This is a genomic window from Micromonospora matsumotoense, assembly GCF_900091525.1.
Taxonomy (GTDB): Bacteria; Actinomycetota; Actinomycetes; order Mycobacteriales; family Micromonosporaceae; genus Micromonospora; species Micromonospora matsumotoensis.
Window position 1 is genome coordinate 175,394 of the sequence record NZ_FMCU01000014.1, and the last position, 13,288, is coordinate 188,681.

Sequence of the window (13,288 nt, forward strand, 5' to 3'; positions counted from 1 at the left end):
GAGGCCGTCCTGCGGTCGGCGTTGCGGTTGCCGCCTGCTTCGGCGCGGGTGTGTGCGATCCGCTGCCCGTACTGCTGCCGGTGGGTGAAACCGCGTCGGTTCGACCTGCGGCGGATGTCGTGCCGGTCGTGCATCGCGACGTTGGGTCGTCCGGATCGGGGTGGTGACCTGTGCCTCTGATCAACATCATCCCGGGGGAGAAGATCCCGGTAGCGCCGATGAATGTGCGTCTGCCGGCGTGGCGGGTGCCGGGTTGGCTGCTGGTGTTCTGGTGGCTGGCCCGGGGCCTGCTCCGCCTCACCGTTCTGGCCGTCCGCTACTGGTGGCTGACCACGCCGACCGTGCTCGCCCTGTGGGTGCGGGCGGAGTTCGGCGGCCTGGTCCTGGCCGGCGTCGTCTTGGTGGTGGCCGCCGGTTGCGGGGCGTGGTGGCGGTGGCATCGGTCGTCGTGGCTGCGGTTCGGCTGGTACCCGATCGTCGCCCGGGTGCGGATGTTGTTCGTCTACCGGCGGCGGTGGGCGTCGGTGATGGCGACGTGTGGGCTGGCAACCTCGTTCGCCGGGGACCGCTACGTCCCACACCTGCTCAGGGTGCGGTGTGACAGGTTCGGCGATGAGCTGACGGTACGGATGCTGCCCGGCCAGATCCCGGACGACTGGGGGCAGGCCGCGGAACGCCTCGCCTACGCCTTCCGCCTGCGCACCGGGCAAGCGCGGTCGGCGGCGCGGGCGGATCGGGTGGTGCTGCGGTTCGTGCGCCGTGACCCCCTCGCCGGTGTCGTCGCCCCTCTGCCCGTGCCCGAGGTGCCCGCCCTGGACGGGCTCGCCCTCGGCGTCGACGAGGACGGCCACCCCTACCGGCTGCGCCTCACCGGGTCGCATGTGCTGATCGCCGGGGCGACCGGGTCAGGCAAGGGATCGGTGTTGTGGTCGCTGATCCGCTCCCTGGCCGGCGGCATCCGGTCGGGGCTGGTGGAGGTGTGGGCGTTCGACCCGAAGGGCGGGATGGAGTTGGCGGCGGGGGTGCCGTTGTTCGCCCGGTTCGCCTACGACGACCCCGACAGCATGGCCGGTGTCCTCGACGACGCGGTGAAGCGGATGCGGCTGCGGGCGGCCCGACTGCGCGGGGTCACCCGCCAGCATGTGCCGACGGTGAAGGAGCCGTTGCTCGTCCTGGTCGTCGACGAGCTGGCGGCGTTGACGGCATACATCACGGACCGGAAGGTCCGCGACCGAATCAAGGAATCCCTCGGCCTCCTGCTCTCCCAGGGACGGGCGGTCGGCGTGCATGTGGTGGCGGCGTTGCAGGACCCGCGTAAGGACGTGCTGCCGTTCCGGGACCTGTTCCCGACCCGCATCGGGTTGCGGCTGACCGAGCCGGAGCAGGTGGACATGGTCCTCGGCGACAGCGCCCGCGACCGGGGCGCCCTGTGCGACCGCATCCCCGAGTCCTCGCCGGGGGTGGGGTTCGTGGTCCTCGACGGGGTCCGCGAACCCGTCCGGGTCCGCTTCGCCTACCTCACCGACGACGACATCCACCACCTCGGCCACACCCACCGACGACTCGACACCACCAGCGACAGCGACGAGCAGGAGGCGGCCCGTGAAGACCAACACTGAGCGGGTGGAGGGCGTCGTCCTGGTCCTCATCGTCCTGACCGTCGGCGGTCTGGCAGGGGCCGCGTCGTTCACCCACGTCCACGACTGGACCATGGCGAACTCGCCGGCCGGTACCGGGGACTGGTTCGGCTGGGCCAACGCCGCCATCTCCGAACTGCTGCCCCTGGCGGCACTGTTGACCATCCGCCGACGCCGCCGCACGGGCGGGCCGGTCGGCTACCCGCTGTTCCTGCTCGTCTGCGCCGTCGCGCTGTCCCTAGCCGCGCAACTGGCCGTGGCTCAGCCGAGCCTGTCCGGGTGGCTGCTGTCGGCCGTCCCCGCTCTGGCGTTCCTGGGGCTGTCCAAGCTCGTCTTCTCCACCACCCCCACCCCTACCGCCTCGGTGCCGCCAGCCGGCGACACATCGGCCGATAGCTCCGACTGGGGCGCGTGGTCGCCCGACGACCAGGCCGACGAGCGGCCACCCCTGCGCCTGGTCGACGTCGACCAGGCGGCGACCGCCGAACCGGCCCGACCCGCGACGGTGGCGCAGCGGCCGGGGCTCGTGCCGGTGCCAGCGGCGGCGTTCGCACCCCGCAACAGTGCCAGCGGTGCGGAGCATGACCGGTGACCCAACAGGAGTTCTTCCCCACCACGACCCCGACCCCGCCCAAGGTCGAGCAGCCTCGGCCGGGGTCGCGGGCGGACCGGATGCGCAAGCCCCTCGCCAAAGACGCGCTCAAGCAGCTCGCCGAACAGCACGGCGTCTGCGTCCGCCCCCTGGCGCTGCGCCGCACCGACACCACCACCGGCCTGACCGAGGTGGTGGAGGTGCCCTGCGGGGCCACGCTGGCGGCGAAGTGCAAGCCGTGCGCGGAACGGGGCCGGCGGCTGCGCATCCAACAGATCCGCGAGGGCTGGCACCTCACCGACGAACCCACCGTCCGCCCCGACAAGCCCGGCGAGGACGTGCTCGCCCTCGTCCGGGTCCGGGCGCACCTGGAGTTCGAACGCGAAGCCATCCAGTACCAACCCATGACCCCGGAGGAACGGACCACACACCTGGCCGAGATCGACGCCACCATTGCGGAGCTGGACGAAGCCCTCGGCGAAACCAGCCTGCGCGGACACCTCACCCCGAAAGACCGCGACGAGCGACCCCGCCGCAAGCGGTCCACCCGGCGGCGGCAGGACTCCCCGGACCTGCCCCGGCTCCCCGTCGACCCGCGCACCGTCGGCCGCGCCTACTCCGGCAAGGCCGGGAAGACCTACCGGCCGTCGATGCTCATCACGCTCACCCTGGGCTCCCACGGACCCGTGCACTCCCACCTACGACGCGGGGCCTACGTCGCGCCCTGCGAGTGCGGCAAACGGCACGGCCCGTATGACGACGTGCTCAGCACACCCGTCGACCCGACCACCTACGACTACCGGCGTGCAGCCCTGGACTCGATCCACTTCGCCCGGATTCTCGACCGGTGGTGGCAGAACGTCCGCCGGGCCGCCGGCTGGAACGTCCAGTACGCGGGGGCAGTGGAGCTGCAACGTCGACTGGCCCCACACGCCCACTTCGCCATCCGGGGCACCCTCCCGCGACGGCTGCTCAAGCAGATCGCCGCAGCGACGTACCACCAAGTGTGGTGGCCGTCCTTCGATGAGCTGGTCTACCGCGTCGACAAGCCACCGGTCTGGGACGTCGACCAACAGGCGTACGTCGACCCGAAGACCCACGAGCCGCTGCCCACCTGGGGCGAAGCGCTCGACGCTCTGGAGGAACCCGACAGTCGACCCGCCTACGTGGCGCGGATGGGTCGCATCGACGCCCGGGGCATCGAGCAGGGCACCCGCGACGCCGAACGCTCCATTCGCTACGTGACGAAATACGTCACGAAGGACCTGACCGACCAGGCCAAGCCGCGTTCCGACGCGCAGAAGGCACACTTCGACCGGCTGCACGCGGAACTGTCCGTGCTGCCGTGCTCCCCGACGTGCGCCAACTGGCTGCTGTACGGCGTCCAGCCGGACGGCGTCAAGGCCGGGTTGACCCCGGGCCGGTGTACCGGGAAGGTCCACCAACGCTCCACCCTCGGCTTCACCGGCCGCCGTGTGCTCGTCTCCCGCCAGTGGTCCGGCAAGACCTTGGCCGACCACCGGGCGGACAACCGGGCCTGGGTACGGGCGATCCTCGCCGGTGGCATGGCCGACACCGAGGAACACGACCAGGCCGTCGACGACCCGGACGGGTCGAAGCGATACCGGTTCGAGCTCGCCCGACCAGAAGACCCCGACGTGCCACCGCTGGAACACCGACTCCTGCGCGCGATATCGGCACGCATCCGCTGGCGCGCAGACCTCGACACCGCCCGGATACGAACAGCGACCACCGCAGCGACGACCGACCAACCCGCCGCGCTCGTGGCCTCAACCCTGGGAGGAGCAACCGCATGAACGACGAGCTGTTGACCGCTGACGAGGTCGCCGCTCGGCTCAAGGCAACCCCGCGATTCGTCCGCCGGCTGGTCGCCGAACGACGGATCGCCTTCGTCAAGGTCGGCCGCCTGGTGCGATTCGAGGCGTCGGCCGTCGCCGCCTACATCGACAGCAACCGGGTCGTACCGATGACCCGGGCGCACCTGCGTGACTACCTGGGGGAGGTGGCCTGATGGCGGCCAGCAAGGGCCGGCGGCGTTTCGGCAACGTGCGTCGCCTCCCGTCGGGGCGGTACCAGGCGCGGTACGTCGGGCCGGACGGGTTGGAGCGGAAGGCACCGCGCACCTTCGAGAGTGAGCGCCAGGCGGCCAAGTGGTTGACCGTGGTGGAGTCGGAGATCATCAAGGGGGAGTGGACGGCACCGGAAGCGGGAGAGATCAAGCTCGACGGGTACGGCCGGAAGTGGATCGCCGAGCGGAAGCTCCAGCCGCGCACCCGGGAGAACTACGAGGACCTGTTCCGGCTGCACATCGGCCCCCACCTCGGCGCACTGGCCCTGGGCGCGATCAAGCCGCAGACCATCCGCACCTGGCGGCGCACCCTGCTCGACGGCGGTACGACGGAGCCGCAGGCGGTCAAGGCGTACTCACTGCTGCGGGCGATCCTCAATACCGCCGTGAAGGAAGACGAGCTGATTCGGCAGAACCCCTGCCGCATCCCGGGCTATGACCGCTATCACACGCCGGAGCGCCCGGTGGCGACCGTCGCCCAGGTGCTCGCGCTCGCCGGGCGGATGCCGCCCCGGTTCGCCGCGCTGGTGATCGTCGCTGTGTTCTCCGGTCTGCGCTGGGGCGAGCTGGCGGCGCTGCGGCGCTCGGACGTCGACCTCACGGCCGGCACGGTCCGCGTCCCGCGCAAGCTGGCCGCACTGCGCAACGGGATGGAGTTCGGTCCGCCCAAATCAGCGGCGGGTAACCGTACGGTGACTCTTCCGTCGGCGGCCCGGACGGTGCTCGCGGACCACCTGGCCGCATACGTGGGGGAGGGGCCGGAGGCGTTGGTCTTCACCGGGGACAAGGGGGCGGTGCTGCGTTCCGGCAACTTCCGCCGGGCGGTCGGCTGGGCGGCGGCGCTGCGGGCGGCGGGCGTGCCGGCCGGGTTCCACTTCCACGACCTGCGGCACCCGGCAACAACCTGGCGGCGGCGACCGGTGCCAGCACCCGGGACCTGATGCACCGCATGGGGCACGCGAGCATGCGGGCCGCGCTGGTCTACCAGCACGCGAACAGCGAGCGCGACCGGGAGATCGCCGACGGCATGGACCGCCGGATCACCAAGCAGGCCAAGCGGGCGGCGGCCACAGCCAGGTCGAGCAAGGGCAAGGGAGAGACGTCCAAGGTCAAGGCGAGTCAGGCCCCGGCCAAGGCGTCCAAGGACAAGCCGGCGAAGCGGAACGCGACCGAGGCGAAGCCGGCGGCCCGTAAGGCGGCCAAGGACACGAAGGCAGCCCGTCGGCACGCGGACCCGCCTCGGGCGACACGGCCGGCGCTACTGGCACGCCAATGGCACGCAAGATCAAAGACAGCTAGTACGAGAACGGCCCAGGCTCGGCGAGTATGCCGCTGACCTGGGCCGGGAGGTGTGGAGCGGGCGACGGGAATCGAACCCGCACCGTCAGTTTGGAAGACTGAAGCTCTACCATTGAGCTACGCCCGCGTACGGCCCCACACACCAGGCCGCGCACACACCCTACCCGCTCCCCCCACCCCCCGCGCACCGGCATTCCCTCCCGCCCGCACTCCCTCCTTCCTGCCCTCCTTTCCCGGTGATCAAGAGGTTTGCGTCACCTACGGCGATCAACTTGACGCAAACCTCTTGATCACCAGGGCGGGGTGGCCGCCGAGGCGGAGTGGACGCCGGGGTGGGGTGGCTGGTGGCGGGTGGGGACGGCCCCGGCATCCTTGATGGGGCGGGACGGCTTACACTTCTCTCGCCGCGGGGTGTGGCGCAGCTTGGTAGCGCACTCGCTTTGGGAGCGAGGGGCCGTGGGTTCAAATCCCGCCACCCCGACTGCGTGTGCGCCCGGGTCACCCCGGGGGCGACGCCGATTCTGTGCGGTATGCCGGGCGCTGCCGGAGCAGCGTCCCGGCTCGCCTACACTCGATGCGCACATTCACGCCCAGATCCAACACGCCCAGACCCAAACTGAGATCCGTCAAGGAGTACGCCTGTGAAGAGCACCGTCGAGACTCTGAGCCCGACGCGCGTGCGGCTCGCCATCGAGGTGCCGTTCGTCGAGCTCGAGCCGAGCCTCAAGAAGGCGTACCGGGAGATCGGCCAGCAGGTCCAGGTTCCCGGCTTCCGTCGGGGCAAGATCCCGGCCGCCGTGATCGACCAGCGGGTGGGCCGGGGCACCGTGCTCAACGAGGCGGTGCAGGAGGCGATCCCGCAGAACATCCTCGCCGCGGTCCGCGAGCACGACCTCAAGACGCTCGGTCGTCCGGAGGTCGAGATCACCGAGTTCAACGACGGTGACTCGCTCAACTTCACCGCCGAGGTCGACGTCCGGCCGGAGCTGACCCTGCCGGACCCGGCCACCGTCGAGGTGACGGTCGACGAGCTCCAGATCGACGAGAGCGAGGTCGACGAGCAGGTCAAGAACCTGCGCGAGCGGTTCGCCACCCTGAAGACCGTCGAGCGGGCCGCCGCCGAGGGCGACTACGTGCAGATCGACCTGAACGCGACCGTCGACGGCGAGGACGTGCCGGGCGGCTCGGCGAGCAACATCTCGCACGAGGTCGGCAGCAAGCAGCTCCTGCCGGGGCTGGACGAGGCCCTGGTCGGTCTCGCGGCCGGTGACGACACCACCTTCACCACCCAGCTGGTGGGCGGCGACTTCGCCGGCCGCGACGCCGAGGTGGCGGTGACCGTCCGCACGGTCAAGGAGAAGGAGCTGCCGGAGCTGGACGACGACTTCGCCCAGATGGCCAGCGAGTTCGACAGCATCGACGAGCTGCGCGCCGACCTGCGGGAGAAGGTCAGCCGGGGCAAGCGGGTGGAGCAGATCTACGCCGCCCGGGACAAGGCCCTGGAGCAGCTGGTCGCCGCCGCCGAGGTGCCGGCGCCGGAGGGTGTCGTCCGCGAGGAGGTCGAGAGCCGCAAGCAGGCCATGGTCGACCAGCTGGAGCGGATCGGCGCGTCGATGGAGGAGTACCTCGCCGCCGAGGAGAAGACCGAGGAGCAGATCGACGCCGAGCTGGCCGAGGCGGCGACCGAGGGTGTCAAGATCCAGCTGCTGCTGGACACCCTGGCCGACGCCGAGGACACCCAGGTCTCCGACGACGAGTTCGGGCACGAGATCGTCCACCGGGCGCAGCGCGCCGGGATGGCCCCCCAGCAGTACTACGACCAGCTGGTCCGCTCCGGCGCCGCCGGCGCCGTCTTCGGCGACGTGCGGCGCGGCAAGGCGCTCGCCTCCGTGATGGAGAAGATCAAGATCAAGGATTCGGCCGGCAACGAGGTCACCCTCGACGCGCTGCGGGCCGAGAGCGAGCAGGCGCACGACCACGACCACGAGCACTGATCCGACCCGGTCGGCCGCCGTCCGCCCGTTGCGGCAGACGGCGGCCGAACCACTTCTCCGGGTACGTCCCGAGCCAGCTGCGCTGAGAGCGAACAGTGCCGCGACCGGGAGTCGATCACCCGGTCGAGCGGTTAATGTCGGGTACGACGGTACGGAGAGCGAAGGGCTGCCATGACCGACATGCACATCCCAGCGAAGCCGCTCCGGGCGATCGAAGCCCGAGGTGGCGACACCATTGGCAACCTCGACGACTCGGTCTACAACCGGTTGCTCAAGGAGCGCATCATCTTCCTCGGCAGCGAGGTGAACGACCAGGTCGCCAACCGCATCTGCGCCCAGCTGCTGCTGCTCGCGGCGGAGGACCCGGACCGCGACATCTTCCTGTGGATCAACTCGCCGGGTGGCTCGGTCTACTCCGGCATGGCGATCTACGACACCATGCAGTACATCGACAACGACGTGTCGACCGTGGCGATGGGCATGGCCGCCTCGATGGGTCAGCTGCTCCTCTGCGCGGGCACCAAGGGCAAGCGGTACGCCCTGCCGCACGCGCGGATCATGATGCACCAGCCGTCCGGTGGCCTCGGCGGCACCGCGTCGGACATCGCGATCCAGGCCGAGCAGATGCTCTACACCAAGCGGATGTTCCAGGAGCGGGTCGCCCACCACACCGGCCAGAGCCAGGCGCAGATCGAGGCCGACTCGGACCGGGACCGCTGGTTCACCGCCCAGGAGGCCAAGGACTACGGCTTCATCGACAAGGTGATCATCGGGGCCACGCAGGTTCCGGATGGCGCCGGGACCCTGAGCTGAGGAGCTGACGATGACCGATCTGAGCCTGCCGCCCCAGTTCGCGGCCGTGCACAACCGTTACGTCCTGCCGTCGTTCGTCGAGCGCACCTCGTACGGGGTCAAGGAGTCCAACCCGTACAACAAGCTCTTCGAGGACCGGATCATCTTCCTCGGCGTCCAGGTCGACGACGCGTCGGCCAACGACGTGATGGCGCAGCTGCTGACGCTCGAGGGCACCGATCCGGACCGCGACATCATCATGTACATCAACTCGCCCGGTGGTTCGTTCACCGCCATGACGGCGATCTACGACACCATGCAGTACGTCCGGCCGGACATCTCCACGGTCTGCCTGGGCCAGGCGGCCAGCGCGGCGGCGGTGCTGCTGTCGGCGGGCACGCCGGGCAAGCGGATGGCGCTGCCCAACTCGCGGATCATCATCCACCAGCCGGCCACCGAGGGCGGCTACGGGCAGGGCTCGGACATCGAGATCCAGGCCCGGGAGATCCTGCGGATGCGCACCCAGCTGGAGGACATGCTCTCCCGGCACTGCAACCGGCCGATCGAGCAGGTGCGCAAGGACATCGACCGTGACAAGATCATGACGGCCGAGGAGTCCAAGGAGTACGGGCTGGTCGACACGATCCTGACCAGCCGCAAGAAGGGCCTGCTGGCCTCCAACGCGGCCCGCTGAGCAGCACTGGTCGGAGGTCGGTCGGGGCGGCACGTTCCCGGCCGGCCTCTGACACACCCGTTTTGGGGGTCGGAGAAACCCCCGCCAGCGGGTAACGTCGGGTCCGTACGGCGTGGCCGGGTCGGACCGGCGGAACGGATTCACCACGGACGGGCGCCCCGGCGCCCGCGGTTCAGGGCCGGGTTCCGGTCGACGAGTGCAGGGAGAACGTAGGTGGCACGGATCGGTGACGGCGGCGACCTACTGAAGTGCTCGTTCTGCGGCAAGTCGCAGAAGCAGGTCAAGAAACTCATCGCGGGCCCAGGTGTCTACATCTGTGACGAGTGCATCGACCTCTGTAACGAGATCATCGAAGAGGAACTGGCCGAGTCCGGCGAGGTGAAGTGGGAAGAGCTTCCCAAGCCGATGGAGATCTGCCAGTTCCTCGACAACTACGTCATCGGCCAGGACCAGGCCAAGAAGGCGCTCGCGGTCGCGGTCTACAACCACTACAAGCGGATCCAGGCCGAGGCGGCCAACGCGCCGGGCTCCGGCAACGACGCGGTGGAGCTGGCCAAGTCCAACATCCTGCTGCTCGGCCCGACCGGCTGCGGCAAGACGCACCTCGCGCAGACCCTGGCCCGGATGCTGAACGTCCCCTTCGCGATCGCGGACGCCACGGCGCTGACCGAGGCGGGCTACGTCGGCGAGGACGTGGAGAACATCCTCCTCAAGCTGATCCAGGCCGCCGACTACGACATCAAGCGCGCCGAGACCGGCATCATCTACATCGACGAGGTCGACAAGATCGCCCGTAAGTCGGAGAACCCGTCGATCACCCGGGACGTCTCCGGCGAAGGGGTGCAGCAGGCGCTGCTCAAGATGCTGGAGGGCACGGTGTCGAACGTGCCGCCGCAGGGCGGACGCAAGCACCCGCACCAGGAGTTCATCCAGATCGACACCACCAACGTGCTGTTCATCTGCGGTGGGGCCTTCGCCGGTCTCGATCAGATCATCGAGTCCCGCACCGGTTCCGGCGGCACCGGCTTCGGCGCCCGGCTCCGGTCGGTGTCCGAGCGTTCCACCGACGACATCTTCAGCCAGGTGATGCCGGAGGACATGCTCAAGTTCGGGCTGATCCCCGAGTTCATCGGCCGGTTGCCGGTGATCACCAACGTGCGCAGCCTGGACCGCTCGGCCCTGGTGCGCATCCTCACCGAGCCGCGCAACGCCCTGGTCCGGCAATATCAGCGGCTCTTCGAGTTGGACGGCGTCGAGCTGGAGTTCGAGCCGCCGGCCTTGGAGGCGATCGCCGACCAGGCCATGCTCCGGGGCACCGGTGCCCGTGGCCTGCGCGCCATCATGGAAGAGGTCCTCCTCTCCGTGATGTACGAGGTGCCGAGCAACCCGGACGCCGCCCGGGTGCTGATCAGCCGCGAGGCGGTCCTGGAGAACGTCAACCCGACCATCGTGCCGCGGGAGTTCACCGGCCGTCGGGCCCGCCGCGACCGCGAGGAGAAGTCGGCCTGACCGACCCCTCCCCGAACACCGTCAGAAGCACGGCCCCCGACCGGGCCGTGCTTCTGCGTTTGCCGGATTCGACACGCCGTCACCAGCACGGTCCCCGACCGGGCCGTGCCGCTGCGCGTACCGGATTCGACCAGCCCCCGGCGAGATGGCCCGGCACTGCCGTGCAACGGACCGTGTCCTGTTGGTCGCAGTGTCGGCGCTCGCCTTCCGGCGCTCGCCTTCCGGCGGTCGAGCCCGGCACCGGTCGGCCGTCGGAGCTGGACGGCCGAATGCCCGGCGAGGTGTCTGCGGCGGTCCTGCTGGACAGCGTCGCGAACGGGCTGTACCCGGCCGCTGCCGGCCGGGGACGGCGGGGTGTGAGGTCGGGGAACCAACGCCGCGCGTTGCCCGGCCAGCGCCGTGCTGCTGGTGCTCCCCGCAACCCCGGCAACCCCCGCAACCCCGGCAACCGGTGCCACCGGTGCAGTAGGCCCCCCGGATACGGGTTCGCCGCCCCCGCTACCCGCCGCCCCCGCTACCCGCCGCCCCCGCCGCCCGCCGCCCCCGCTACCGCCGCCACCCGCCGCTGCCCGTCGTCGGCACCCGGTGCCGCTGGCCGGTGTCCGCTGTCTGCTGTCCCGGGTCGGCGTCCGGCCGTATCCTGGGCACCATGCGCGTCGCCGTCTGCCAGCTCAACGCCCGCGACGACCGGACGGCCAACCTGGCCGCCGCCGAGGACCTGCTGGTCAGGGCAGCGGCGGCCGGCGCCGATCTGGCGGTTCTTCCCGAGTACGTCGACTATCTGGGTCGGTCTGACGGAATGCCGGCCGCGGAGGGGATCGACGGCGCGGTGGGGACCTTCTTCGCCGAGGTGGCCCGCCGGCTGGGGATCTGGCTGGTCGCCGGCTCGTTCCACGAGGTCGGGCCGGACCCGGCCCGTACCTGGAACACCTCGCTGGTCTTCGACCGGTCCGGCCGGTTGGCTGCCAGCTATCGGAAGATCCACCTGTACGACGTGGAGATCCCCGGTCGGGTGTCCTACCGGGAGTCCGCCACGGTCGCCCCGGGCCGGGAACCGGTGGTGGTGGAGGTGGAGGGCCTGCGGGTCGGCCTCTCCATCTGCTACGACCTGCGCTTCCCGGAGCTGTACCGCCGGCTCGCCGTCGAGGGGGGCGCGCACCTGCTGGTCGTTCCGGCGGCGTTCATGATGCACACCGGGCGGGACCACTGGGAGGTTCTGCTGCGGGCGCGGGCGATCGAGAACCAGTGCTTCGTGGCGGCGGCCGGACAGACCGGTGACCACGATCCGGGGCGGACCTGCTTCGGGCGCAGCATGGTGATCGATCCATGGGGCACGGTGCTCGGTCAGGTGCCGGACGGGCCGGGTTTGACCGTGGTCGACCTGGACCTGGACCGGTTGCGGACGATCCGGACCGAGCTGCCCAGCCTGGCGAACCGTCGCCTCTGACCGCCCCGGCCGGCGTCCCTCACGCCTGGCTCCGTCCCCACGCCTGGCTCCGTCCTCGCCTTCCCTGCCTGGCCCGGTCGGCCGGTACGCCGGGGCTTGCCTGGTCCGGTGGGGCCGGCTCGTGCCCTGGTCCGGCGGGGCCGAGCGCCGGGTCAGCTCAGCAGCACCCCCGCGACGGCCAGACCGATGATCGCCGCCGCCGTCACCAGCAGCGCCGTTCCCATCCTGGACGGTCCGCGCCGAGCCAGTCGAACGACCGAGAGCACGACGACGACGAGCACGACCGCCGCGATCACGAGCTGCCAGAAGGGCAGCAGGAGCCCGAGCAGCGCGTCGTCGGCGAGGGTGACCGTGGGGGATCGGGACGCCTCATCCATGGCAGCCACTCTGGCACGGATCGGCCATCTCGTCGTCGGTTCGGATGCGCACCCGCAGGAAGCCGGTCTGGCTCGGACGGGTGGCGCTCAGCCGGACGATGCGGTCCCGTCGATCACAGAAAGTGACGATCATTGATTTGCCTTCCGGTGGCCAGCCGCGTAACTTTCTCTCTGCACACGGCAGGCCGGACAAACTGGCCGAAAGTGAGCACCAGGATCGTGGCGGGAACGCCGAGCGATGCTGAGGACGGGCAGTGCGAGCGGTTCCCTGAAAGTTGGGGTTGCGAACGTCAAGCTGGCCGGGTAGAGTGCTGAAGCCGGCAGGGAGCCGGGCGGGCGCCGCGAAAGCGGTTGCCGGCCGGTCTGCCGATTCCCACGACAGCAACGACCGCCGGCAACGGCGTGCGTCAGCGTGGATACGGCTGAGTGAAGCTGACGGATCGCGCAAGCGAATTTGACAGCGAATTTCGGTCCGAGTAAGTTAAGCGAGTTGCCCCGGAAGGGAAGCCGCAAAAACGGCGACCGGATGGTGTGTGGTTGTTCTTTGAGAACTCAACAGGGTGCTTGATAAGCCAGTGCCAATTATGATTTATACCCCGCACTGGGCAGACTTTCGGGTTTGTTTGGTGGGGATTCCTTTGGCAACATTTGTTTGTTGCCGGGATGGATTGTTCAACAGGTTTTTGTTGGAGAGTTTGATCCTGGCTCAGGACGAACGCTGGCGGCGTGCTTAACACATGCAAGTCGAGCGGAAAGGCCCTTCGGGGTACTCGAGCGGCGAACGGGTGAGTAACACGTGAGCAACCTGCCCTAGGCTTTGGGATAACCCTCGGAAACGGGGGCTAATACCGAATATTA

General features: G+C 69.7%; 12 protein-coding genes, 2 tRNA genes and 1 rRNA gene. 13 read left to right on the forward strand and 2 right to left on the reverse strand.

All coding sequences use genetic code 11. The features are described from left to right. Positions 1–170: 170 nt before the first annotated feature. The 6 genes from GA0070216_RS24250 to GA0070216_RS35715 all read left to right on the forward strand — a co-directional run bounded on the left by GA0070216_RS24250 (position 171) and on the right by GA0070216_RS35715 (position 5,654). Entirely contained in the window at positions 171–1,619 is a 1,449-nt protein-coding gene (locus GA0070216_RS24250; RefSeq protein WP_091250700.1) for an FtsK/SpoIIIE domain-containing protein, read from the forward strand. Next, positions 1,603–2,229, forward strand: a complete 627-nt coding sequence (locus GA0070216_RS24255) for a DUF2637 domain-containing protein (protein WP_091250706.1) — start codon at positions 1,603–1,605, stop codon at positions 2,227–2,229. The genes GA0070216_RS24250 and GA0070216_RS24255 overlap by 17 nt, the downstream gene beginning before the upstream one ends. Before the next feature lie 80 nt (positions 2,230–2,309). Next, the gene (locus GA0070216_RS24260) at positions 2,310–4,046 is read left to right on the forward strand and encodes a replication initiator (protein WP_425413187.1); all 1,737 of its coding nucleotides are present in this window, start codon (positions 2,310–2,312) and stop codon (positions 4,044–4,046) included. Beyond that, complete coding sequence (locus tag GA0070216_RS24265; RefSeq protein ID WP_018831717.1) at positions 4,043–4,261, forward strand: helix-turn-helix domain-containing protein; 219 nt, start codon at positions 4,043–4,045, stop codon at positions 4,259–4,261. Before GA0070216_RS24260 ends, GA0070216_RS24265 begins: the two co-directional genes overlap by 4 nt. Further along, positions 4,261–5,259 (forward strand): tyrosine-type recombinase/integrase, encoded by a 999-nt coding sequence (locus GA0070216_RS24270; protein ID WP_245722676.1) that lies wholly within the window; start codon positions 4,261–4,263, stop codon positions 5,257–5,259. The genes GA0070216_RS24265 and GA0070216_RS24270 overlap by 1 nt, the downstream gene beginning before the upstream one ends. A gap of 8 nt (positions 5,260–5,267) precedes the next feature. Further along, entirely contained in the window at positions 5,268–5,654 is a 387-nt protein-coding gene (locus GA0070216_RS35715) for a hypothetical protein (protein WP_245722677.1), read from the forward strand. 16 nt (positions 5,655–5,670) lie between these two features. Here GA0070216_RS35715 and GA0070216_RS24275 read toward each other — a convergent pair. Continuing rightward, positions 5,671–5,744, reverse strand: a tRNA-Gly gene (locus GA0070216_RS24275). A gap of 280 nt (positions 5,745–6,024) precedes the next feature. On the opposite strand from GA0070216_RS24275, the gene GA0070216_RS24280 reads away from it, so the two are divergent. The 6 genes from GA0070216_RS24280 (at position 6,025) to GA0070216_RS24305 (ending at position 12,053) form a co-directional block, all read left to right on the forward strand. After that, positions 6,025–6,098: transfer RNA gene (locus tag GA0070216_RS24280), tRNA-Pro, on the forward strand. Positions 6,099–6,258: 160 nt separating this feature from the next. Beyond that, positions 6,259–7,611, forward strand: a complete 1,353-nt coding sequence (gene tig / locus GA0070216_RS24285; RefSeq protein WP_091250711.1) for a trigger factor — start codon at positions 6,259–6,261, stop codon at positions 7,609–7,611. 171 nt (positions 7,612–7,782) lie between these two features. Next, positions 7,783–8,424 (forward strand): ATP-dependent Clp protease proteolytic subunit, encoded by a 642-nt coding sequence (locus GA0070216_RS24290; RefSeq protein WP_091250714.1) that lies wholly within the window; start codon positions 7,783–7,785, stop codon positions 8,422–8,424. Positions 8,425–8,434: 10 nt separating this feature from the next. Next, the gene (locus GA0070216_RS24295; protein ID WP_091250718.1) at positions 8,435–9,097 is read left to right on the forward strand and encodes an ATP-dependent Clp protease proteolytic subunit; all 663 of its coding nucleotides are present in this window, start codon (positions 8,435–8,437) and stop codon (positions 9,095–9,097) included. Positions 9,098–9,310: 213 nt separating this feature from the next. Continuing rightward, positions 9,311–10,606, forward strand: a complete 1,296-nt coding sequence (gene clpX, locus GA0070216_RS24300) for an ATP-dependent Clp protease ATP-binding subunit ClpX (RefSeq protein WP_091250721.1) — start codon at positions 9,311–9,313, stop codon at positions 10,604–10,606. Between the two features lie 649 nt (positions 10,607–11,255). Beyond that, on the forward strand, positions 11,256–12,053 hold the full coding sequence (locus GA0070216_RS24305) for a carbon-nitrogen hydrolase family protein (RefSeq protein ID WP_091250725.1): 798 nt from the start codon (positions 11,256–11,258) through the stop codon (positions 12,051–12,053). A gap of 152 nt (positions 12,054–12,205) precedes the next feature. Here GA0070216_RS24305 and GA0070216_RS24310 read toward each other — a convergent pair whose 3' ends face one another. Next, positions 12,206–12,430: a hypothetical protein gene (locus tag GA0070216_RS24310; RefSeq protein ID WP_091250728.1), complete on the reverse strand. Its 225-nt coding sequence runs from the start codon at positions 12,428–12,430 to the stop codon at positions 12,206–12,208. A gap of 683 nt (positions 12,431–13,113) precedes the next feature. Here GA0070216_RS24310 and GA0070216_RS24315 point away from each other — a divergent pair. Continuing rightward, a 16S ribosomal RNA gene (locus GA0070216_RS24315) occupies positions 13,114–13,288 on the forward strand; the annotation flags it as partial.